General features: G+C 39.0%; 21 protein-coding genes. 4 read left to right on the top strand and 17 right to left on the bottom strand.

What is annotated here, in order from left to right:
• Positions 1-33 precede the first annotated feature (33 nt).
• From moeB to B9A58_RS19835, 11 genes are all read right to left on the bottom strand, one after another.
• Entirely contained in the window at positions 34-1,173 is a 1,140-nt protein-coding gene (gene moeB, locus B9A58_RS19885) for a molybdopterin-synthase adenylyltransferase MoeB (RefSeq protein ID WP_084374712.1), read from the bottom strand.
• An 11-nt stretch (positions 1,174-1,184) separates the two neighbouring features.
• Positions 1,185-1,463: a MoaD/ThiS family protein gene (locus B9A58_RS19880; RefSeq protein ID WP_084374711.1), complete on the bottom strand. Its 279-nt coding sequence runs from the start codon at positions 1,461-1,463 to the stop codon at positions 1,185-1,187.
• A gap of 7 nt (positions 1,464-1,470) precedes the next feature.
• Positions 1,471-1,896, bottom strand: a complete 426-nt coding sequence (locus B9A58_RS19875; RefSeq protein ID WP_084374709.1) for a M67 family metallopeptidase — start codon at positions 1,894-1,896, stop codon at positions 1,471-1,473.
• 1 nt (position 1,897) lies between these two features.
• Positions 1,898-2,827 (bottom strand): PLP-dependent cysteine synthase family protein, encoded by a 930-nt coding sequence (locus tag B9A58_RS19870; RefSeq protein WP_084374707.1) that lies wholly within the window; start codon positions 2,825-2,827, stop codon positions 1,898-1,900.
• A 315-nt stretch (positions 2,828-3,142) separates the two neighbouring features.
• Complete coding sequence (lhgO, locus tag B9A58_RS19865; protein WP_084374706.1) at positions 3,143-4,336, bottom strand: L-2-hydroxyglutarate oxidase; 1,194 nt, start codon at positions 4,334-4,336, stop codon at positions 3,143-3,145.
• 59 nt (positions 4,337-4,395) lie between these two features.
• Positions 4,396-4,779 (bottom strand): peptide-methionine (R)-S-oxide reductase MsrB, encoded by a 384-nt coding sequence (gene msrB, locus B9A58_RS19860; protein WP_084374704.1) that lies wholly within the window; start codon positions 4,777-4,779, stop codon positions 4,396-4,398.
• 2 nt (positions 4,780-4,781) lie between these two features.
• Positions 4,782-5,657: a hypothetical protein gene (locus B9A58_RS19855; RefSeq protein WP_084374702.1), complete on the bottom strand. Its 876-nt coding sequence runs from the start codon at positions 5,655-5,657 to the stop codon at positions 4,782-4,784.
• Between the two features lie 7 nt (positions 5,658-5,664).
• Positions 5,665-6,345 (bottom strand): Ig-like domain-containing protein, encoded by a 681-nt coding sequence (locus B9A58_RS19850; RefSeq protein WP_084374700.1) that lies wholly within the window; start codon positions 6,343-6,345, stop codon positions 5,665-5,667.
• Between the two features lie 45 nt (positions 6,346-6,390).
• Positions 6,391-7,185, bottom strand: coding sequence for a BAR domain-containing protein (locus tag B9A58_RS19845; protein WP_084374699.1), 795 nt, complete (start codon positions 7,183-7,185; stop codon positions 6,391-6,393).
• A 163-nt stretch (positions 7,186-7,348) separates the two neighbouring features.
• The gene (locus B9A58_RS19840; protein WP_084374697.1) at positions 7,349-8,485 is read right to left on the bottom strand and encodes a response regulator; all 1,137 of its coding nucleotides are present in this window, start codon (positions 8,483-8,485) and stop codon (positions 7,349-7,351) included.
• Position 8,486: 1 nt separating this feature from the next.
• The gene (locus B9A58_RS19835; protein WP_084374695.1) at positions 8,487-11,186 is read right to left on the bottom strand and encodes an ATP-binding protein; all 2,700 of its coding nucleotides are present in this window, start codon (positions 11,184-11,186) and stop codon (positions 8,487-8,489) included.
• Positions 11,187-11,590: 404 nt separating this feature from the next.
• Between B9A58_RS19835 and B9A58_RS19830 the strand changes: the two genes are divergently transcribed.
• On the top strand, positions 11,591-12,115 hold the full coding sequence (locus B9A58_RS19830; RefSeq protein WP_139793995.1) for a hypothetical protein: 525 nt from the start codon (positions 11,591-11,593) through the stop codon (positions 12,113-12,115).
• Positions 12,116-12,117: 2 nt separating this feature from the next.
• Here B9A58_RS19830 and B9A58_RS19825 read toward each other — a convergent pair whose 3' ends face one another.
• Together B9A58_RS19825 and B9A58_RS19820 are read right to left on the bottom strand one after the other, a co-directional pair.
• A complete protein-coding gene (locus tag B9A58_RS19825; protein ID WP_084374691.1) occupies positions 12,118-12,489 on the bottom strand; it encodes a hypothetical protein in 372 nt (123 codons plus the stop codon).
• Positions 12,489-14,912 (bottom strand): penicillin acylase family protein, encoded by a 2,424-nt coding sequence (locus B9A58_RS19820; protein WP_084374689.1) that lies wholly within the window; start codon positions 14,910-14,912, stop codon positions 12,489-12,491. Before B9A58_RS19820 ends, B9A58_RS19825 begins: the two co-directional genes overlap by 1 nt.
• 164 nt (positions 14,913-15,076) lie before the next feature.
• Here B9A58_RS19820 and idi point away from each other — a divergent pair, with 164 nt between their 5' ends.
• Positions 15,077-15,589, top strand: a complete 513-nt coding sequence (idi, locus tag B9A58_RS19815; RefSeq protein ID WP_084374687.1) for an isopentenyl-diphosphate Delta-isomerase — start codon at positions 15,077-15,079, stop codon at positions 15,587-15,589.
• Positions 15,590-15,619: 30 nt separating this feature from the next.
• Here the strand turns inward: idi and pafA are convergent, their stop codons facing one another.
• Entirely contained in the window at positions 15,620-17,254 is a 1,635-nt protein-coding gene (gene pafA / locus B9A58_RS19810) for an alkaline phosphatase PafA (RefSeq protein WP_084374685.1), read from the bottom strand.
• A 113-nt stretch (positions 17,255-17,367) separates the two neighbouring features.
• Between pafA and B9A58_RS19805 the strand changes: the two genes are divergently transcribed.
• On the top strand, positions 17,368-18,777 hold the full coding sequence (locus tag B9A58_RS19805) for a CCA tRNA nucleotidyltransferase (protein ID WP_084374682.1): 1,410 nt from the start codon (positions 17,368-17,370) through the stop codon (positions 18,775-18,777).
• A 38-nt stretch (positions 18,778-18,815) separates the two neighbouring features.
• The gene (locus B9A58_RS19800; protein ID WP_084374679.1) at positions 18,816-19,520 is read left to right on the top strand and encodes a tetratricopeptide repeat protein; all 705 of its coding nucleotides are present in this window, start codon (positions 18,816-18,818) and stop codon (positions 19,518-19,520) included.
• A gap of 51 nt (positions 19,521-19,571) precedes the next feature.
• Here the strand turns inward: B9A58_RS19800 and B9A58_RS19795 are convergent, their stop codons facing one another.
• The 3 genes from B9A58_RS19795 to B9A58_RS19785 form a co-directional block, all read right to left on the bottom strand.
• Positions 19,572-20,798, bottom strand: a complete 1,227-nt coding sequence (locus B9A58_RS19795; protein WP_084374677.1) for a hypothetical protein — start codon at positions 20,796-20,798, stop codon at positions 19,572-19,574.
• 2 nt (positions 20,799-20,800) lie between these two features.
• Positions 20,801-21,586: an outer membrane lipoprotein-sorting protein gene (locus B9A58_RS19790; protein WP_084374674.1), complete on the bottom strand. Its 786-nt coding sequence runs from the start codon at positions 21,584-21,586 to the stop codon at positions 20,801-20,803.
• Between the two features lie 114 nt (positions 21,587-21,700).
• Entirely contained in the window at positions 21,701-24,097 is a 2,397-nt protein-coding gene (locus tag B9A58_RS19785) for an efflux RND transporter permease subunit (protein WP_084374671.1), read from the bottom strand.
• Between the last annotated feature and the right edge of the window lie 131 nt (positions 24,098-24,228).

The following is a 24,228-nucleotide window of genomic DNA, read 5'->3' as shown; positions in this document are numbered from 1 at the left end:
GGTTTCACTTGTTTAATATTTACCAGGAATATCTTAGTATTTTGCCATTTCAGGGTCTAACTCATCTGCCCAGGCTAGAATTCCACCTTTTAGATTGTATAGGTTTTTAAAACCCAGCTTTTCCAATTGAACGATCGCGTCTGCACTTCGTTTGCCACTTCGGCAATGCACAACCACATCTACATCAGAACGAATGTCATTTACATGATCCGCTATTTCCCCTAAAGAAATCAGCTCTCCTTCTAGATTAGCGATTTCATATTCATAGGCTTCACGTACATCAATGAGTTGAAAATCTTTCTTAGTGGCCTTCCATTGACTCAATTCATCTACTGTAATCTCATTGACTACTTGCTCCTCTTCCTTTTCGCCTAATCCACAGAATATTTCATAATCTATTAATTCAGTTACAGCAGGAGTATTTTTGTTTTTGTGAATTTTCATCACACGAGTCTCGAAAGACAAAGCGTCAAACAAAAACAATCTACCAGCCAATGGGTCTCCAACTCCACTTACCACCTTGAGTACTTCATTGGCCTGCAAGGATCCAATGATTCCAGGAAGCACACCAATTACCCCTCCTTCAGCACAACTAGGTACTAACCCTGGAGGTGGTGGTGTAGGAAATAGGTCACGATAATGTGGTCCATATTCTCCCTCTTGATTTTTATAGTTAAATACCGAAACCTGTCCTTCAAATCTAAAAATGGACGCGTATACATTTACTTTATCAAGAATTACACAGGCATCATTTACCAGATACCTTGTCGGGAAATTGTCTGTACCATCAGCTACTACGTCGTAGTCCTTCACTATATCCAATGCATTCTCAGAGGTCAGCATCGTGTTGTGAACAGTGAAATTCACATGTGGATTCAATTTTTCCAATCGAGCTTTTGCCGCCACAGATTTTGGTTTTCCTACATCATCTACTGTAAACAACACCTGACGCTGCAAATTGCTATCATCTACCACGTCAAAATCAAGGATGCCAATATTGCCCACACCAGCGGCTGTTAGATATAGGAGTAGTGGGCTTCCCAAACCACCTGTGCCAACCACGAGTACTTTGGCTTCTTTAAGTCTTCTTTGACCTTCTATATTGAACTCTGGAATAATCAAATGACGACTATATCGTTCGAGCTCTTCTTTTGAAAAATTTACTTCTGACATGGTTCCTTTTTTTATTGGATGCCTCCTGCTATTGCAGGTATGATGCTAATCACTGAACTACCATCTACCTTTGTGTTTTCATTTTCCAAGGCATTGATATCCTCGTCTCCCACATAGATTCTGATGAACTGACGAATCTTACCCTCAGCATCAAAAATGTGTTTGTTCAAATCTGGAAATTGTTTAGCCAAGTCCTCAACTGATTGCTGAACAGTAGCCCCATTAGATTCTACTGAAGCTTGATTGTTAGTGAATTTTCTTAGTGGTGTAGGTATAATAATATTTGCCATGATGCTATTAATTGCTCTTTAATAATTCTTCTTCAAATTGATTTTCTTCATTCAGTTGCCAAGACGTGGTCTTGTCAACTTTGGTATCGTTTACTGAAGCAATAATGTACGAAAAAAAAGGTACTGCCTGCTTCAAGTCGTGTTCTGAAGGGATAGCTGGATGCAAAGGATGAGAATGATAAATTCCTAAAAGTTCCAACTGATTGGACAACGCATATTTCTCCGCCTTCATATAATCCAATGGATTGACTTCAAAACGTCTGCGTTGATCTCCTTCTTTACTGTTTTCTAACGGGCCATACTCAGTGACTGTTTTAATATCTCCTTCAGATTTCCCATAGAAAAATCCCACGCATTCGTTAGGAAAATCTGACAACGCATGACGATGCATTTCTTCTAGAATGTCTCCTGATACTTGAATTTGTTTCTTCATTTTAAAACAAAGACTTAATCACTTCACTATACTTTTCTGCATTATCAGGAAAGAGTGTTACAATAACTCCCTCATCTATTTCTTCAGCCAGTTGCAAAGCCCCCTTCAGGTTAGCCGCAGCAGATGGACTGATCATCAAACCTTCTTTCTTTGCCGCTAGCTTCAGTGTTTCGTAGGCATCAAACGTATCTACATTCATAAATCGATCAGCCAATGACGGATCATAAATGCCTGGTACCTTAGCCGTTTCCATGTCTTTCCATCCTTCTAATCCGTGCAAAGCACCATCTGGCTGAAGGGCAATGGTGGTAATTCCCTCATTCACTTCTTTCAATCTTTTACTTATTCCAGTAAAAGATCCTGTCGTTCCCAGGCCTGTAACAAAGTGGGTCAAACTTCCATTCACCTTAGATATGATTTCTTCACTCGTAGTATCGTAGTGTGCCTTCCAATTATTTTCGTTGCCATATTGATCTGCCAGAAAATATTTGTCTGGTTCATTTTGATAAAGCTCCAAAGCCTTCTCTTGCGCTTCGTCTGTTGATCCAAATTTGGAGGTATACACAATTGATACGCCAAGTCCTTTCAAAAGCATTTTACGTTCCCATGAAGCATTCTCTGGCAAACAAATAGTAACAGGGATACCTAGTCTTGCACCAATGGTGGCATAAGCAATAGCCGTGTTGCCACTAGACGCATCTAAGAGTATTTTTCCGTTGCCTAACTCGCCATTTAATACCGCCTGCTTGATAATGTTATAAGCTGGCCTTGCCTTTACGCTTCCTCCAAACTGCATCCATTCCAGCTTGGCAAATATGCGTACCGACTTCTTTGGCGAAATGTGCTGTAGCTCATACAGAGGCGTATGGCCGATGTGATTTCCGAGAGCTAATACACTTTCAATAATTTCTGATTCTTGACTGATTACCATTGTAGATACTGAGTTTTATAACGAAAAAGGCCTTACTCGATTTGAGAAAGGCCCTTTTTATATTTTTATCGTATGATATTTCTATAAATTATAACTTTCCCATAAACACCAATTAGGTGCACAACAGCAACAACATGCCATCATCGCGTTTTGAATTGTGTTTATGGTACTTTTTGTTTTCAATGTCTGAATTTTGAATTCTTCAACGCAAGTTTCTTAGATTAGTTTATGAATTCATAATTTTTAATTAAAAAAATTATGCAACTGCTAATTATTTAACGTTTTGGTAATCAAACGCTGCAGTTATTAACAATTTCAGAATCTTTTTATTACTCTACTGGCAATCTCTTCGCCTATCGCCAATGACGACGTAGCAGCTGGTGATGGCGCATTGCACACATTCACAAAATGATCATTCTCCAGGATATGAAAGTCATCAAGTAATCCACCTGATCGATCACACGCTTGTGCACGAACTCCTGCCCCTCCAGTTTCCAAATCAGATGCTCTAATATCTGGAATCAGTTTTTGTAATGCCTTTGTAAATGCCGCTTTTGAAAAAGATCTGTACATCTCACCAAATCCTGTTTTCCAATATTTCATGGCTACTTTCTGAAAGCCTGGCCAGGTCAGTGTTTCGAATAGCTCGGGAATATTTATATCTGATTTGGTATAGCCCTCACGAGCAAAGGCCAATACCGCATTTGGACCTGCCTCTACTCCACCATTGATCATTCTGGTAAAGTGAACACCTAAGAATGGAAAATTAGGATCAGGTACTGGGTATATTAAGTTCTTGACCAGATGCTTGCTTGATTCTTTGAGTTGATAATATTCTCCTCGAAACGGAACAATTTTAAGATCTGGCTTTAGTGGGGTCATTTTTGATACTTTGTCCGAGTATAGACCTGCACAGTTTACAATCAATTTGCCCTTGTATTCGTTGTTGGTAGTTATTACCTCACTAGCCGAACCCTGATGATTGACTCTGGTCACTTTTTCATTGTAGAAGATCGCTACACCTGCTTCGAGCAGTTTGCTTTCTAGCTTCTTGCATACCTCCTTGTAATCTATAATTCCAGTTTGTGGCACATAAATACCTTTGACTCCAGACACATAAGGTTCGTGCTCTTTTATTTCTTCAGGCGTCAACCATTTCATATTGGTCAATCCATTTTGCTCTCCTCTTGCAAACAAAGTTTCCAAATACGGGATTTCATGATCATCTGTGGCCACCACCACTTTTCCACAGAGATCAAAATCAACCTCTTCTTTTCTGCAAAAATCCAGCATCAAATCATACCCTTTGATACAATTGGTGGCCTTGAGACTGCCAGGTTTATAATATAGTCCGGAGTGAATGACACCACTGTTGTTTCCAGTCTGGTGCCGTGCTGGACCGTCTTCTTTTTCTAGTATAGTAAGGGTAAGATCTGGAGATTGCTGTTTGATTTGCCAAGCAGTTGCCAATCCAACAATCCCTCCTCCTATTACAATGACGTCTTTCATAGTAGCTCGCTTGTGAGTGGCGAAAATAATTAATGAAAGATGGAATTCTTAGTAGGTGCCTATTTTTTGGTGAAATTCAGGGCTACAGAATTGATACAATATCGTTGACCTGTTTCTGTGGGGCCATCATTGAATACATGTCCCAAGTGTCCACCACAGCTTGAGCAGGTAATTTCTGTACGCATCATCCCATGAGATTTGTCGAAAGATTCCTTTACTGCAGTTTTATCAATTGATTGGTCAAAACTTGGCCACCCACAGCCTGAATCAAACTTAGCATCTGATTCGAAAAGCTCCTGCTGGCAACCTGCACAAAGATACCTGCCTTCTTCTTTGTGGTCATTGTACTGGCCAGTAAATGGTCTTTCAGTTCCTTTCTGCCTGAGAATGTAGTATTGTTCTTCTGAAAGACTTTTTTTCCATTCCTTGTCTGACTTTTCCATGATTATAAATTAAAATATACACCTACTTCATAAGAAGGGTTAGCAAAAATCAATTTGGCTGAATATACTGCTCCATAATTAATTGTAGCTCCAATTTTATTCGTGATATTATAAGCTACCTCATAAGTATAGCCTACATACTCGGCATTGTTTGAAAATATACTGGCGCCATTCTCGACATTTGAATCTCCATTTTGCAAGGAATTGAGCCAACGTAATTTGTACACCAATATCAACTTTTCCTTTATGACAGCACCTACTTCGAAATTGACCCGAGTCTCATCAGAAAACCCATTGGTTCTGTTATTGAATTCAGCGCCTAAACTCGTAAAAGCATTGACATTGCCAAAAGACTTGGATGTACTGGCTGTTAACCCTATAATCTGATTGAATTCACCATCTCCAGTAAGCAGTGGCACGGTATTCGTATCATTGGCGTCAAAGTCACTTTTGCCTAAGGGAAGCCCAAGCCAAAGGTGAGCACTTAGCACCACAGGTTTGCCTACGATCAATCCATATTTCAGTCCTATGTTGGTATCACCAATGGAGTTGACTGCTCGCCCAGGTATATTCACGGATCCTGTGGTTCCAGAAACTACTTCATTGTGAAAAGATCGGCTAAAGAAAGGGAAGTAGATTTGACCGTTTAGGCGATCCGTGATTCCATATTCTCCATAGAAACTGGTATTGAACGTTCCCATAGTTACATTGGGATCTGTCTCACCTGTATCCGTATAATGCTTATCAGCAATCACCCACCATTGGCTGAGCTTAAAGTAGCCCTTTCCTTTGGCATGAACCCAACCGCCTCCTGCCAATACAGAATTTGCAAATATACCTACCAAAGCGCATGTCAATAACACATTCAAAAACTTCATAAAAAGATTAGTCTAGGATTTCGCCATGACCAACTTTTACATTGAATGGCTTACAAAAATACAAGAGATAAGCGTAAGTGTCTACGGTAAGATCATCTGCTGTTACATTGTAGGAATGCGTTCCTAAAAAAACCTTTACTTCTCCAATTTCAAGAGCTCCACTGACTGTCGTCGGGTTATTTGATAGATAGACATACAAACCAGGCAATGCTTCAGAGGCAACATAATTGTCGGCAATTGAAATTTCAACGCCTCCGTCTATATTGCTCATTTCAAAATCACCTTTTAGCTCGTAACTACTCGTAGAAGCAATCGTACCAAATTTACCTCCTGAAACCAGTAGAACGGTTTGGTCTGAGGCTACAACAGTAATTCCTTCCATTACTTGATTGTTTTCTTCTAGGATCACTGAAATTTCGGCTTGTCCATAATCCAGAGCTGTAAGCTCCCCATGCTCATTTATGGTCAATACTGATGCATTGTTGGTTTCCCACCTCACTTCTTTTGTTTCTGGTTCTGCCACATTGTTTAGGTACCTGTACATCAGATTATAAGACTCCCCTACCTTGAGGCTTATTAATGGATTAGTAATTTCTATTTTCTCTGGAACCAGATCATCAATGGTATCTGTCCCAACACATCCCTGAGCGAGATATAAAATCGCAATAAGATATAAACTAACTTTCATATCGATTGAAACAAAATACCAATTGAAAAGTTCCTAGCTAGTGGTTTATTCTTCGACAAAATGATGCCTTCTGAAAATATTACCAGGAGTGACCCTAAAACTCGAAATCCCACGCACGTTTTTGCACTTCACTTCCAGATCATCAAATCCAAAGACATAGACATTCATTTCCACATTGAGGTCTACATTATGTGTGAATGCTTTTTTCAGCAGCCCCCAATGACTCTTAAATTCATTCTTTTCTCTATGGGTCATTTTTCCTACATTTTCATGGATCGTATTGGTAGAAATAAATGTTTCATCCAATTCCAGCTGCACCTCACCCATGGTTGTATTGGATTCACTTAGTGCCTGATCATAAATATGTTCGGCTAAAAGCGCATGGTTTTTAATTGAAAGTAAACTTGACTTGATAGAATCATTTTTGAAATTATCATAAGGGAATTCTCTCTCGAGCCAAATATCACTTACTTCCAAGACTGAGAACAAAATGGTATCATAAACTGCTAAGCTGTAGATACTTATGGGCACCAAAATCATAGTAAAATTTTGATGCTCTGTAAAATGTTTAACATAGATATCCACATCACCACCTATGCTGATATCACCTTTTTTCAATCCCTCTACTTCTGCATGAAGGTGTCTTTCTTTTTCTAAAAACTGATTTAGAAATTCTTTTGAATAAGCCAATTTGTGAACAATATTTTCAACCTGTTCAAGATGGTTTTCCTTGATGTAGGCCTCCATGGACTCACCCACTTCTTCATAGGCGTGCTGTGCTTGAGCGCTGGCACAACCCACTAATAAGATGATTAGAGTTTTAATGTACTGATAGGTCATCGGTCATATTATTTGCATTCATTCACGATTCAACAACAGAAAATCGAATTCCTAAGTTTTGGAAATTGACTTCGTGAAATTACACAAATAATCATCTTCAAGACCAAAGCTTTAGACGAATATCTACTAATAATAGGTCGATGAGTAAATCTAGACTACTAAACTATGAGAGCTTCAAGGCCAGCATACACTTGGTATTGTCTCCGCTTAGCTTCTCTCCGATTTGAGTTGACTGTTCCTCCAATGGTTTTGTTGAATGACTCTTGAGCACTTGAAGGAAATTTTTTCCTTCAACTTTTGCATCATCAGATGGAATGATTTGATTGATCATATCTTTGGAAACCATATAGAGTGTTGACACCTTCTCAAAGGTCTTTTGCTCAATATTCCCTTCGAAATCATTCAAATCAATGGCTTCACTTGCTCCTTTCACAGACTTGAGTTCACCCTCTCCCTGAGCACAGTATATATCTTGATTTGCGCCAGCATAAGATACTCTATTAGATTTTTTATCTACTACTACTACTGCAATATCGAATGAACCAATATCTCCATGTGCTCCAAAGCGAGCCTTGATATTCTCAGCCAGTTGTTTGATAATATCTGTACTTTTTGTCAAACCTTCTTTATAGACAATTTCTGTCAAACTCATATTAATATATGAATTGAGTGCAATAGCGTTCATTTGACAATTAGCTCCATTGTAAAAAGCAGCAATTGACTTATCTCCAGAGTTTCCAAACCAATAGCCATGCTTATTGGCTTTATTCTTATCATAGATCACAAAACCATCTGTGAATATTTTTTTGAGGTCGCTTTCATTGGGCAAAAAAGAAAAGGCCAAATCTGCTGCATCCAATCCTTCTTTGCCAGCCTTAGATTTATTTTCTAAATGTTTCTTTTCAAGTGCTTTGTCGAATTCTACTTTTAGTTGATCCCTGTCCCAAGGTTTAACTAAATACTTATCCAAGCCAAACTCGTTTACAGCTCTGATGATAGCTCCAATATCACTGAAACCAGTCATTATCATTCTAACAATACTTGGATGTTTAGGAACTATTTTAGCCAATAGATCTACCCCAGACATACGAGGCATTTGCTGATCTGTAATGATCAAATCAACTTTTTTATCATTCAGAATTTCTAAGGCATCAAAGCCATTGAGTGCTGTAAAAACGTTGTAGTCTCGTTTGAATGCATGCTGAAAAATTCTAAGATTTACCGGCTCATCGTCCACATACAGTATACTGTACTTTTTAACGCTTTCTTTACGTTGCGGACGTTGTAATACTAATTCCATACTAACCTAATTTCAAGTTTTGTTCTTCTAAAATTTTATCGTCTAATTCTAGCTTTTTGGGTAGATTAATGATAAAAGTGGTTCCCACACCCATTTTACTCTCTACCCTGATAGTTCCTCTATGTTTCTCAATAATACCATGAGAAATTGATAATCCTAAGCCCGTGCCTTTTCCAATTTCCTTAGTGGTAAAGAAAGGGTCAAAAATTTTGGCTTTAACATCTTCTGGCATACCTGTTCCATTGTCAGATATTCTTATTTCAATTGACGAGTCGTCTAAATTGATTGTTCTGATTTTTATCTCACCATTTTCATCAATGGCATCAATCGCATTATTTATCAAATTAACAAAGACCTGATTCAATTGACCTGGAAAGCACTGAATTTGTGGTAAGGTCTCATCCATTTCTTTGATGATTTCAGTTTTGTTTTTGTACTTGTTTTTAAGAATCAAAAGTGCTGAATCAAAACTTTCGTTGAGATCTGTTTCTTTCACCTCTGCCTCATCGTGTCTTGAGAAGCTTCTTAAACCATTCACAATTTCTGTAATTCTCAAAATACCATATCTCACATCCTCAAGTAACTCCTTGCTAGAATCCTGAAGCTCGTTCAAAAAATCTTCATCTTCTTGCAATACTGTTGCGTACTTTTTGATCTCCTCCAGATTGTCTAACGCCAAGACTTTTTGATAATTTTCCAGAAAGCTTTCTATTTCACCAAAATTTTTGGTGAGTGATTGTACCCCACTTGAAACGAAGTTGATGGGATTATTTATTTCATGAGCAATACCTGCTGTCAACAGGCCAAGGGAAGACATTTTTTCAGCTTGAACCAAATGTACTTGAGTGTTTTTTAAGTCTAGATTGGTTTTTTCCAATTGCTCTTTCGTGGCTTGCTCCTTTTTAAGAAGTACTTTCAAGTTGACATGCGCCTTTTTCAACTTGTTGTTCATGGCAAGCATGGCCTCCGAACTTTTCTTTAGTTGTATGTTTCTATTAAGAATTGTTTTTTGCTGTTCTGCTAGATTTTGATTTTGCTCTCTGATCGTTTTGCTATTATTATAGGTTCGATAAAAGGCCACCATTAAAATGGCTAGAATGATTACAGTTGCTCCAATTGCCATAAAATAAAGCATGCGCGCCTGACGGTCACTTTCAATTTTCTGAGCTTGAAGCTCAGTTTGCTGCCTAAGGATTTCACGCTCCTTTTCGATCAACTCCAATCGTTTATCTCGTTCTTCTTCACTCAGTTTTTGCAATTCGGCATCCAATTGAAGCCTCTCAAGCTCGGCTTCTCTCGTACTTGCTTCATTAGTCTTTTCAGTAATTAGAAGTTCTTGCTTAGCTCGCTCGGCCTCTAGTTTCTTTTTCTGCAACTCTTGAGCCTGTAATCTTGCCTGCTGTTCAATGATTTCAATGTCTTTAAGTTTTTGTTGCGCTCTTAGTTTCTCCCTTTCCTGAGCTAATTTCTTGTTCTCTACAGTAGATATTGTTGCTCTGGCCTCTTGCTCATAACTTTCGGCTAAATTCTCTTTGGCTCGAGAAAGCTTAGACACAATTTTATCAGGATCTCCAATCTGCAGTTTCACAGCTTCGTGCATGGATCTATACTTTGCCTCCTGATCCTCATTTCCTTTCTCCTGATTGACCAAGGCAAGCATTCTGTAGGTATCAAGCAAGGTGATTCTTGTGTTTCGTTCTATTCCAATTTCTTCCGCTTTTCCCAAATTATTGCTAGCCACTCTTAAGTCTCCCCGATCAATTGCCAATTCGGCCATCTGATTGTAGTTGCGAGCCATACCTTCGGAATTTCTTTTTCTGTCATTAGACTCAAGCGCCTTTTCAAAATTTTCAATGGCTTTATTATAGTTTTCATTCGCTGCATACGCTTTGGCCAGAGTTTCAAGCGACATCGTATTTTGTCCATCTATGTTGACAGAGATATTGGCAAATTTCAAAGCGTTCTTGTTATCTCCAATTTTAATGAATTGAAGCGCCAAGTTTCTTGTAGCATCAGAAAGAGTCGCGCTATTGCCTTTATCTTTTATTCTTTCATAATAAGATAGACCATACTTGGCTGCTTCTGTTGCATTGTTGGTTTTGATATTATCAAGAAATAATTGTTTTTGAGCCGAACTGATATACGAGTATAAACTTTCAGAAATGGCTAATTTCAAAAGAGACTCAAAGGTTAAAATTGACTTGCTAAATTGATTAGAGTTACTATAATTATAGCCCAAGGCTTGAATAGCATTGGCTTTTTCTCTCTTTTTTCCTAAAGTTTCAAAATTATCAATGGTTCTTTGATAGTAATCACTGGCCTTGTCGTAGGCTCCCATATCTGAAAAAGTATTGGCCAATGCCAAATTCCCCATACCTAATCCTTCTTGATCATCTTGACGCTCAGCAGCCAATACTATAGCGAAGTAAGAAGAGACGGCATTTTTGTAATCTTTCTTGGCAAGGTATATTCCCCCAATAACTTCTTTGAATTGAATGATCAATTCTTGATTCCCAAGTGTTTCGGCCTGATCTAGCCCTAAAAGTGCATGTCCAATTGCTCCTTCTAAATTTCCTCTTTTTTGGTTGTATTTTGTCTTTTCAAGAAGTGACACAGCCTCGTTGTAGCTGGCTTGCTGCGCTATTGCAGTCATATTCAAAGACATGACCAGCAACGTAATAATGACTGCTGAAATTCTCATAACTTCATTTTGCTTCTAAACCCTTTCATAGTGAGCCAACCTCATAGATCAAATAAAATCTAACTGAATATCAATTTTCTAATATTAGTTAGGTTTCCATTGACTATACAAGTATGATCTTTTTAATGACATTTCAAAAAGATTATAGACAATATATGACCAATATTCGACCAACATAACAAAAACTTCTACGAATAAATTGGATTCGTGAAAGATAGGAACTATGCAAATATTTACTTAGATATATTAACTTGTATTATTCCAATATCTGCCACACTGTCGCTCAGAAAATAAAACCCCAAATGGCCTATATGATATTATTGGGATGTTCAAGTCAACGATTAAACATTTTTGATTTCTTGCATATTCGAACTATGTTTAATTTTCAGAACTAACTACAAACTATGAAACGTCTCCTAATTTTCACCCTGACCATGCTAAGTATATCATCAGTCATTATGGCTCAGAGTGAATCAGAAAACATCACGGAAATAATAGACGAACTGACATCTAAATGGGATGGAGAAGCCGTTAATTTGGGGAAATACGAAGGGCTTTCTGAGTATTGCCAAAATAGAACTTATAGGGTTGAAATGGTAAGGTTACTCAATAAAATTCATCACTACGACACGGTACTATACCAAACTGTAAAGGCAAAGTACGACGAGAGTAGTGATCAGGAAGCCAAAGCAACATTGGATGATATCGAGCATGTGGAAGAAAAATATACGACTAAAAGCTTCCTTGATTTTCTACACAAAGAGTGCAACAAGTTCAATGACGTTGAAAAAAATTACGGCAAAAAAGGAGGTAGTAAATACATCAAAGAAACTGAGTCACTTGAAAAGGAAGCAGGAAAATATATTGAGGTAATTACACAAAGAATTGACCTCATAGACGAACACGTACATCATCTATCAGACCTTTAGGCTCAGTTGTAGAAACTTTTCTCTTTTTTTCTTACGAACATTTGGCGGAAGCTATTCCCGCTAAATGCGCCTAGTGCTCCAGCCAAGCCTCCTATAATAGCAGAAGCGATTATCAGCATGTTCACCTCATCAACTGGGAAGAGTTCTACCATTTTCTGAGACATTATTGAGTTCGTTTCAACATCGAGCTTCCATGCCATAACCATCCAAATCAACCCTACTCCCATAAAACCACTGAGAAAAGCATTGAAGTTATTTCCAGGAAGGAAAAACGCAACAATTGCAGCACACAAAATTGCTGACCACCAAGGAGCCATCATGGCTATAAGGTAGGTCAATACTGCTATGAGTATAAGTCTGAAAATAAAAAGCATTAGTTATCTTGTTGAAGGGTTTGTGTGAAAATTACTCTTTCATTATTCTCTCTAGATGATCCCAAGAACAGCAATGGAGCATAATTTCCACTTGCCCAGTCTTCAATCATATGTCCGTAGTTAGGATTACCTGGATTGCCTGTTTGACTACCTGGATAGACACCCCAAGCTTTAGGCCCAGCCTCATCCAATTCAACCACCATACGCCAACTCGGGCCATGACGGCCGCTTGCAGCATTTACAATATTCTTGTACCCTCCTATTTTTACCTGCTCAAATGAAAATGGATCCAAGCCTAGCAGATGCTTAACTCGTGTGTTTTTGTACTTGTACCAAATATACTCAGAGTCATTCGCGTCTTTCCAATTTTCAAGTTTCTCCAGAGATGAATCAAACGACAAATTGATGAGATCTTCAAGTGTCTCTTTCTTTGATGTTGCCTGGAGGTCAAAGTACTTACTTAATGAGTCGTTAGACATTAAATAAATAGTGTTGAATACATGTGGTTTCGTCATAGCCAGCTGTTGATTATCAAATTCATCCCAAATCAATCCATATAGCTCATCCCACCAAACTTGATATATGGTAGGTGCGATCCATTCAGCTTCAGCAAAATAATCCCATTGCTTAAGTAAATGAAAAGCTTTTCTTTTTTCGTTAGTGAAACCAGTCGTATCCAAACTTGCTAACATAAGCGGCAAGCTTTCAGAGGCTCTATAGTTATAGTTATCGTTTTGCAAACGAATCATATCCTTTACTGTCACTTGATTCAGAAGCTTTAGTCGATCATTGATTCTTCTGTTTCGGTAAAATTCATAATTATAGTCATATACATAGTAGGGATAGGTTGAATCTACAGGATGCTGATTTGCTGAACTGACGAATCCTCTTTCAGGGTTTTTTACGGTAGCATTTTGTTCGTAAGGAATGATAGACTCCCATTCATTTCGAGAATCCCTGCCATCCAATAGAAACTTACCTTGCCCCCTCCACTTTGCTGGGAATTTTCCTTGAATGGTAAGTGCGATATCTCCACTGGCACTGGCGAAAGCAAAATTCTGTGGTGGCCCAGTATAAAATTGAAATGCCTGAATAAATTCATCATAGTTCTTTGCTCTGTTTACCTCATACAGCGTTCTTAATTCTTTTGAGGCCTCATGAGCAGTCCATTTCATTGCAAGATTCACTTGGTTGCTATCCCCAAGAAAGCTCTTGTCATAAGTCACAGGTCCATAGTGCGTATACACAATTGTGTCAGCAAAATCTTCACCATTTTTGACTTGGAAATGTTCTACTACTTTTTCTGTTTTCAACCATTTATCATCATACTGGTATTCCTCCCTTTTTTCATTGCGAAATTTAATATTATACCAATCCACAACATCACGCTTGGCGTTGGTTAATCCCCAGGCAATTGAATCATTGAATCCTATGATTACATTTGGCGCGCCTGGAAGAGAAGCTCCCATAGTATTAATCCCAGGTGCATTGAGTTGAACCACATACCATATAGAAGGCAGATTTAAGCTCAAATCAGGTTCATTAGCCAGTAGTACCTTGCCATTGGCAGTTCGTTCGGCAGACACTACAAAATTGTTTGAACCATTCCTGGGATCAGGTTTTTCAATTATATCATTGGTGAATATTTGCGGAAATTCGACCTCGGGTTGTTCAACGGTTTTTGCCTGAAAGTCCCAGTCAGTTCCAGAAGGAATAACTGGATCAATATTGTCATAAGTTTCTGGAAACAACTTATTGAAATTTTCTAAACCAAATACCTGCAATGCATTCGTGTTTTCTAAATCGTTCTCTCCCCTTGAAAGCATATCTGCCATATTTTTCAATAACAACATAGCTTTTAAATTAGTCCAGGGCTCGGGAGCATAATTCAGCAGCTTGTACTCAATTGGATAGTCTGCATAGTCTAGTTGATCTATCCAAAAATTGATGCCATCAGTATATGCCTGAATCATTTGTTTTACTTCAGGGTCTTTTTGGGCTACTTCTAATGATCGTTTGGCACCATAAACAAGCCCCTTTCTTCGTTGAATCCTGTCGAATTTCAATTGACTTTCTCCAATGACTTCGGCTGTACGACCAGCTGCAGCCAAGACTTGAAATTCCATTTGCCATAATCTGTGGTAGGCCGTGACAAAACCCTGAGCAAAATATAGGTCATAATCGTTCTCGGCAAAAATATGGGGAACGAAGTGATCATCGAATTTAATAATCACTGGAGCGCCCAATTGATCTGACTCCAAGGTAGAAGGAAGGCTTAGTCCGTCTACTTCTCCATTCTGCCAGAAACCTGTAAATGGACTTAAGAAACTCCCTAATGCAGGGATTTTTCCTTGGCTAAAATTGAGGTAAAAAAAGAAAGTAAGTGTGAGCCCTAAGGCAAAAATGAATCTGATCAGTTTCATGCTATCTAAATACCAAAATGCTGGGTTGAAAAAGTGACTAATATAGGACAGAATGAAGAAGCAAGCAACAAAAAACAATTAGTGAAATGAAAATGAGCATGATTTGATGCTGACTCAGCCCTATCAATTAACTTGCAGTATATATCACATTAAATCAATAGAAAATGGAGCATGTGGTGCTGGTTGATGAACATGACAACGCAATTGGGACAGCTGATAAGCTTAAAGTACATCAGTCTGGAGAGCTTCATCGCGCCTTTTCAATTTTTATATTTAACTCAAAGGGAGAAATGCTGATTCAGCAACGTGCACTGGATAAATATCATTCTGGTGGCCTATGGACCAATGCCTGCTGCAGCCACCCTAGACCAGATGAGGCTACTTTGGATGCGGCCAACCGCAGACTGAAAGAGGAACTAGGCATGGTTACTACCCTCTCTTTTCTTTTTACGTTTCAGTATAAAACGGACTTTGAAAATGGATTGATTGAACATGAACTCGACCATGTATTTGTCGGCACTTCGGATGTTCTACCCAAACTAAATCCTGCTGAGGCTAAAGACTACAAATACATTTCACCCAAAAAAATACTCGAAGACATTCACTTACATCCTGACAAATACACTTTCTGGTTCAAAGAAATAGTACAGAAAGCCATAGACAAATATGGCAATTGATTGATCGGATACAGTTTTTCCAAATTAGCCCTAGTCCAATAATTCTGCAGCAGGTTGACCTGTGCAGCCAGAAGGTAATTTGATATTGAGCAAGGTCGAAATCGTTGGAGCAATATCCGTAATTGGGTGATAGTTGACAGTACTTCCTTGCTTTATCCCCCAACCATAAAATAGCATTGGCACATGAGTGTCATAAGAATAGCCAGAACCATGAGTAGTACCTCCATTTTCCAAGTGCCACTGTCCCAACCAACCTGCTTGATAAGTGTAAACTATATCTCCAGACATACGGGCATTGTGGCCTGCAGCGATCAACTTGACGTCCAAGTCATGTCCAGCATAATTCGAAATGGTGGCAGCATCAAACACAGCACTCATACCTGCATGTTGATTCATTTCTGCAATCAGAAATGTCTTTACCTCATTCAAGTCTAGTTCTCTTTCAGCAATCAATTTCTTATTGAGGAAAATTTGATGATTGCTGATATTCTCTATAAGGTCTGATGTGCCAAACCGCTCCTCAAGCTTTTGTGAAATTGCTTTTTTCTGCTCACCTGACTTCATATAATCTGTACCGTGCCCCAGCTCTTTTAAGTAAGCAGGAATATCAGCCACTGCGTGATCAGCAGTTAAGAAAATCGTCCAATTTCCTTTCCCCACCTTCTCATCTAATGCTTTCATGAGCCTTTCCAACTCTAGATCCAATCTAATATATACGTCCTGGATTTCTTTAGAATATGGCCCAAATGCATGCCCAACGTAGTCAGGACTGGAATAGCTGATTGCCAAAAAATCAGTTACTTCATCTTTCCCCAAGTCTTCTCCGTCCAGAGCCGCCAAAGACATTTCGGTTGTAATGGTATTCCCATGAGGGGTGACCTTCAGTAGCTCAAACAACTTGATAGATGCATCCAGTTGTTTGAAATCATAAGGGAATACTGGAGGAATACCTCCTAACTCTTTGCCTTCATAGGATCTGTCATCACGTGCACTTTCTACGTACGTTTCTATGGGTTTGTATGTATCCCAACCTTTGCTCATATAAGCTTCAGCTAATTTGCGTTTGTTGAATTTCACCAACCACTTAGGCAACGAATTCCTATAAAACGTGCTGGTAATGAAATTACCCGACTGTGCGTCAAACCAATAAGCACCATTAGGCTGATGTCCTGCAGGCAAAATAGCTCCTCTATCCTTTAAAGCTATACCTACGACTTTCGAACGGTTCTGATAAAACAGTCGTAATTCGTCTGTAACAGTCGTGGATTTCATATTCTTAGGTGAGCGCTGCCCTACCTTTCCATCTCCATCCACTCCTTTGACGTCTGAATCCTCTACGCAGTATCTAGATCTTTTTTCAAATTTATCATACCAATCATTGGCAATGATGCCATGCACTCGTGGCGTGGTACCTGTGTAGACTGAAGCATGTCCTGGCCCAGTATAAGTAGGAATGTAATTGTAATGTGCGTTTTTGAACGAAAAGCCATCAGACAGCAACCGCTTGAACCCATGATCACCATAATGATTCTCAAAACGATAGAGATACTCATATCGCATTTGATCTACGATGACCCCAACCACCAACTTAGGTTTTTTGATATTTTGAGCTGAAACAAAAAAAGCAGATAGGGCCAGTAGAATAGAGAGAAAAAATTTGTTCATTATGTATATCTATTTAGGTATTGCCTTGTGGACTCGAAATTAATTCAACAATGACAAATCGTATTATCTCATTATTAAGAAATTAAAATTAATTTTGAAGCAAAGCTTTACCATTGAATTTAAAATCACACCTCTTACCAGAAGAACTCTTCTCCACAGTAGCCAAGTGCGCCACTAAAATCAACCTTGATGCCTATGTAATAGGTGGGTTCGTACGAGACATCATTCTCAATAGACCCTCCAAAGATATAGATTTTGTTTGTGTTGGTAGCGGAATTCAATTGGCAAAACGAGTAGCACAAGAATTAAAAAGTAATAATCTTTCAGTTTTCAAAAATTTTGGGACCGCCATGGTAAAACATGGAGCCCATGAGCTTGAGTTTGTAGGCGCTAGAAAAGAGTCTTACCAAAGGGATTCCAGAAAACCAATTGTAGAGGACGGTTCCCTTGAAGATGATCAAAACCGGCGTGATTTCACGATCAATGCCCTGGCCATCAAACTCAATGATAAAGAATATGGAGAATTGGTAGACCCATTTGATGGTGTGAATGATCTAAAAAAGAAAATTATCCGGACGCCACTAGATCCATCAATCACTTTTTCAGATGATCCCCTAAGAATGATGCGGGCTATTCGCTTTGCCAGCCAGCTCAGTTTTGATATAGAAGCCGACACTTTCGATTCGATCATCAAACAAGCGGACAGGATAAAAATTGTATCTAAAGAAAGAATCATAGATGAACTGAACAAAATCATCTTGTCACCTACTCCGAGCTACGGATTCAAATTGTTATTTCAAAGTGGATTGCTACACCATATTTTTCCTGAAATGATCGCACTGTATGGCGTAGAGACTAAGGAAGGAAAATCTCACAAGGACAATTTCTACCATACGCTTCAAGTGCTTGATAATATTTCTAAAAATACCAACTATTTATACTTGCGATGGGCAGCGATCTTGCACGATATTGCCAAACCACCTACTAAGCGGTTTCACAAAAAAGCAGGTTGGACATTCCATGGTCACGAGGACAAAGGAGCAAGAATGGTTCCTGGTATTTTCAAGAGAATGAAACTTCCTATGAACGACAAAATGAAATACGTTCAGAAGTTAGTTAAACTTCACTTGAGACCTATAGCGCTGGTAAGAGACGAAATCACAGACTCTGCCATCAGAAGATTGCTTTTCGAAGCAGGAGATGACGTAGATGATCTGATGACCTTGTGCAATGCTGATATCACGACCAAAAACCCTACAAAAGTAAAACGGTACCTGACTAATTTCAAAAAGGTAAAAAAGAAGCTTATAGAGCTTGAAGAACGAGATAAGCTGCGCAACTTCCAGCCGCCTATTTCGGGCGAAGAAATCATGGAACGCTACCATCTGGAGCCCTCAAAAATTGTTGGGGACATCAAAAATGAGATTCGTGAAGCCATTCTAGAAGGAAAAATAGACAACAACAGAGAACAAGCAGAAACCCTCATGCACGAAATTGCCAAAGCCAAGGGATTGGATAATTAAGCATTAGCCTGTAGCTTGCGCACTTTCAAAATATGATTATGAAGAAGATATTATTTGTATTGGTTGTATGGGGAGGAATTCTTCAAAGCAACGTCACCACTGCTCAGTCAGCAGATTCACTCAATTTCATTGATGTAGATGTTCAAAAAAACATTGCAATTTATCAATTAGCTACACAATTCAATGATCCCCCTGTCGCACGCATGGCTCTGTATAACTTATTGTTTTATAGCAATAATCAATCTGCGGTTTTAGATTCACTGGCTTATATGTATTACGATCTGAATCAAATGCCGTCAGTGGCCTTAGTAACTAGAGAAAACCTTAAAATCAATCCAGACAACCAAATGGCGCTTGAGTTAGGAGCCATTGCCTTCACTCAGCTTGGCGCTAAGGATCAGGCTTTAAGCAATTATGAAAGTCTATTCTTAAAGAATAATGACTCGCGTACGCTATATCAAATAGCCCAGATGCAGTTTGAATTAAAAAGATATACAGAAACCAAAACCTCTGTTGAACTGCTGCTCAAACGAGCAGATATTGATGAATTAAAAATGGTGTTTTCAAAACTGGATCAGACGCAACAAGAAGTAACTATGCGAGCTGCTATTTTCAATTTGAATGGTTTATTGGCTCAAGCAAATGGAGATATACAAAAAGCCAAAGAGCTTTTTCTGGAAGCACTTAAAGTTGCACCAGGATTTGAATTAGCGCAGGTCAACCTGAGCAAGGCAGGGAAATAAAAAAAGGAAACAAAATCTAATCTATTGGATTAGATTTTGTTTCCTTTTTTTTTAAAAATACCATCCCAATTCAAACTTCAGAAAGTCATCATCCCTAAATAGATAGATGAACTCTTCTTCACTCACGTTCTGAAAAAGTCTCATCTCTACGCTGGCTTTCAGAGATTCCCCAAATCGGCGATTACCTTCCAGGCTTATTAAACGCGTACTTCTATTTACGTCAAGGATAGTTCCGAACAAGAATTCAGTGCTTTGTACATCATTGAATGCCAATCGACCACCTACGAATGCATCACTCTGCAAACTACTTAATGCCCTGTCCCCACGATCATCATATAAGTATTCTCCCAAGAGCCCTAGATCTATACCACTTCCGCCAATGTTTCCAAAAGTATATTCAAGACCTACATCCAGCGCCTTCATATCTTGAATATCACTTCGTCTGATAATAGATTCAAATTTCCACAAAACCGGGCCTGTTGTGGTCTGAATATCAATACCCGTCTGTTTGATCACCGGATAAATTCCAAATAGGCTGCCATCATTATTGATACCAACAATGGGCTCTCTGCCATTTCCATAAAAATAGGACAAGCCTATATCAACTGGCCCAAAATAATGCGACCAGCGAATGGCTCCTTCAGGCCTGGTTTCATCCATGCTACTCTCAAAATCTAACTGATTTTCAGTGATGGGGTCAGGTGTGCGCAGTCTCCCATCCACGCCAGGAAATTGTCTCTTGCGAAAGAAGGACATGGCAAATAAGTCGAATGTACCAATATTGGTATTATAGGAATAATGCGCCATGAATTGTCCCAATTTCTGCTCTCCATCAAATGACTCCAAATTATCAGTCTGATTGATGATATCTACCAAATGAGCTGCTTCTGTAACTCCCCAATAAATCTTCTTTAATCCAACACTAAATTCCCAATTGTTATTCACGATCTGCCAATACAGTTCTCGTATGTCCAAATGATTTCGTTCAGAATCTGTCAAATCAACCCTTGCAAAGCCAGTGAAATTAAGAATATGCGTTCCTCCCTGCCATTCCACGTAATATTCTGGTTGAATACTGAAGGCGGGAAAGTGATCATTCTGGCCTGGATACAATCCATCTTGCGTAAAGTACCTATACTCAAAACCAAGATTTCCTGAGAACTCTGTATAAACTTCCTCTGACTGCGCACTTGCACGACCAACTGCAAATACTAATACAGCGAGCACAATCGCTCGCTGTATAGTAAAAAACCAACTCAAACTACTCGTATTTTTCATTGCTATCTCCCAGCCCTAATCAGACTGTTTTGTGAGAAGTCTGCTTCCGCCAACCCTACTTTGAATTGATAATCCTCAAACTTCAGTGTGGTCTCTTTTCCTGTCTGATGATTGACCATCAAAAACTCTCCTGCCCTCCAGTGCTTGCCCATATAGACTTTGTAGTTAGAATAAGTCAAGGTCTTGAGCAAGTCATCTTTACGATCATAAAACTCAATTTTCTCTGGTCTATAATTGGTTTTGTTCAACCAAACCAGCTGACGCGTGTAGCCTGATTTTGGATCTACTGGGTCTCTTTCTATTACATAAGTATTCTCGCCATTTACGTTATCATCTTTGATATACTTATAGGTGTACTTTTCGACTTCCTGAGAAGACAAGTCTTCATAGGCAAATTCACTTCCCATAAATGGTCCTGACTTGTTATCAGAGGATATTCTTTTCACCCTCTTTATGGATGGTAAATACAGCCATTGATCATCTGATATTTCCTTATGCGTATAAGTCAGGGTAGCTGTCCCTTTTACATCTCTTGGGCTGTTGAACACTATCAGTGATTTATCTCCATCTTCAATTAATTCTAGCGTTTGGGTTGAAAGAAATCTTGTGCTTTCCTGGCCATGCTTGTTTTTCAAGGTCATGGTCAGATTCACTTCTGAGCTTTCGAAACCCTCGTCATATTTGGAGGCATCTTCTGCAATTTTCAATCCTTTTTGTTCTGGTGTCTGTGCCCAGGCCGTAGATACTCCTATCAGCAGCAGGGCTATTGTTTTGATTGTTCTTTTCATAATTATGTGATTTTTTGAAGCTTTTTCAAAAGTCTATTCTGCTAAAAACAGTCGTATTGAGTCTGACCGTTTATTCAACTTTGAAAAAGCCTCATGATTTAAAAATTGATACAATTAAGCAGGACTCAATTGTCCTGTATCCACAGAAGTTGATTGTGCATCTGTTTTGGTTTTAGTGCTTTTCCCCACGTTGAGCAGCAGTGCAGGTAGCAATAAGAAGTCTAAAGCCAGTGCAAACGTGATGATCAGTACTGTCACCTTAGCCATGCCACTGTTCATCCCAAAACTAGACTGAGCGAGAATCGCGAAACCTGCTACCAACACAATGGTAGTCACCACTAATGCCTTGCCTACCGTGTCGAAAGCGAATCGAACAGCTTCCTCTTTGCTCTTGTTCAATTCACGTCTGGCGCGCAAATACTTTGATAGAAAGTGTACAGAATCATCCACAATGATGCCCAGCGTCATACCAAACACAATAGAGATTCCTACATTGATAATTCCATTGGTAACACCCCAGACGCCAAACCCTACTGCCACTGGCAATAGATTAGGAATCAAACTGATGAGCCCATGTCTGAAACTTCTCAATACAAACATGAGGATAACAGATATCAAAATCAAAGCAGCAATACTACCATTCATCATACTATCTACTTGCCTTTTAGTTAAGTGAGAAAACATGGTGGCTGTGCTTGTAGCATCAGAATACATTGTTGCTGGCGCATTGGCTTTGAGCCAGGCTTCTGCCTCACCCCCCAGTGCGATAAATTCCTTGGATGATAAATTCGTAGTCGTGGCGATCAGTCTGGTTTCGGATTTATCTACATTGATTTGATTATTCAGATCCAAACCAAATGGCAAAGACATCTCATACAGTAATAAGAACTGAGCAGCCTCTTCCCTGCTGTCAGGCACTCGATAATAGCTCAAACTATCCCCATGCATACTCTTATTGATACGCCTGGCAATTTCAGAAAAAGCACTTACATGCACTACTTCTGGCTTGGCTTCCAGCCAATATTCAAACTCTTCTAATTTTTTAAGGTAATCAGGGTCGTTTATTCCGCCTTCTTCGCCAGAGCCCAGTGAAAATTCTAAGGTGTATATACCAGTCAAGTTTTCTGAAATAAAATCTGTATCCTGTCTGAACTGCACCTCCTGATCAAAGTATTTGATAAACTCTTCATTGAATTCATTCTTAGTAATCAACAAAGTGATCAGCAATGAAGCTGCTACTGACCCCCACAATACCTTCTTATCGTTTCTAATGACAAATTCAGCCAATCGTCCAAAGAAAGAGTTGATTTGACCATCCGTACCACTTGTTTCTTTCACCTTCACTCTCACAGGTAAAATAGCCATCAAAGCAGGTAGGGTGAAAATTGAATAAACAAAGGCGCCCAACATCCCTACAGATGTAATATTCCCCAAATCATGAAATGGTGGAGAGTCACTAAAATTCATTGATAAAAAACCTATAACTGTGGTTAGACTTGTAATCATGACAGGCACAAAATTGACTCTGATACTTTCTACCAGTGCTTCATGTTTACCCAGTCCCTTTCTCATGCCTTGCATGAAGGTGATGAGCAAATGGATACTATCTGCAACAGCCAACGTCATAATAATAGTTGTGGCTGCAGAAGATGGGGGTGTTAGCATGATACCAAACCAACCTGCAAATCCCATCCCTGTCATAATGGACATTACAATCACCAAAAGTGTAGCTATTGTCCCACTAAGCGTTCTGGTGGTTAGGTAAATGGTTAAAATAACAACCAAGAACATCAATGGCACCAAAGATTGCATATCATTGAATGCAGATTCCTCAAATGCACCTGACAGCATAATCATACCAGACAGATAGGTTTTCAGATTTGGATTTTCTTCCTCAAATTTTGTTGTAAGATCTCTAACATGTGCGATGATTTCAGAACCTTCTGTCATGTTCTCACCTGGCAGTTGAACAGTGATATTCACAGCAGTTAAATCTGACTCCTCATTGATCAAACGATCCTTAAGCAAAATTTCATCAATAGCAATTTGCTTCACAGCATCTATTTGATCTGGGGCATACTCAGCTGAATTTTGGATCAAATCGTCCACATACAAATCATCAGCCACGGCCTTGGTGTACTGAAAATTCGTAATGGCATCAACTCTGGTAGAGTAAGGTGTCTGCCAAGAATCTGCCGTGAGTTTTTCTACGGCTGCCAATGTTTCTTTCGTAAAGACTTTCCCATCTTTAGGTTCTATTACTATGAAAACATTGTCGTCTTTGGTGTACTTATTCTGTAGCGCATCAAACGCCAACATCTGAGGATTATCATCACTAAAGAACACATGATAATCGCTATTGAAGCCTACATGGCGGCCTCCACTTCCTATTAATGCAGTGATTCCTAAACTCACTACTAGCACTAACCATCTCCACTTAATTATCCATTTAGCGAAGCTGATCACTTTTTGTTGTCCCATCTGCTGGAACTCATTGATTGCTTTTGTCATTAGTATCTGGTTATTGAATGAGTGGGCGTCTAATCAATAAAAGTCGTAGATCACCCTGTTTGGATGAGTATTACGACTACCAAATACTATGGTTTCAATATATTACGATTTTCGTAATAATACTTTTGGAA

It is taken from the genome of Reichenbachiella faecimaris (genome assembly GCF_900176375.1).
Classification (GTDB): domain Bacteria; phylum Bacteroidota; class Bacteroidia; order Cytophagales; family Cyclobacteriaceae; genus Reichenbachiella; species Reichenbachiella faecimaris.
Note: the sequence above shows the minus strand (reverse complement) of the source record. Positions and strands in the feature narration are given on the sequence as shown.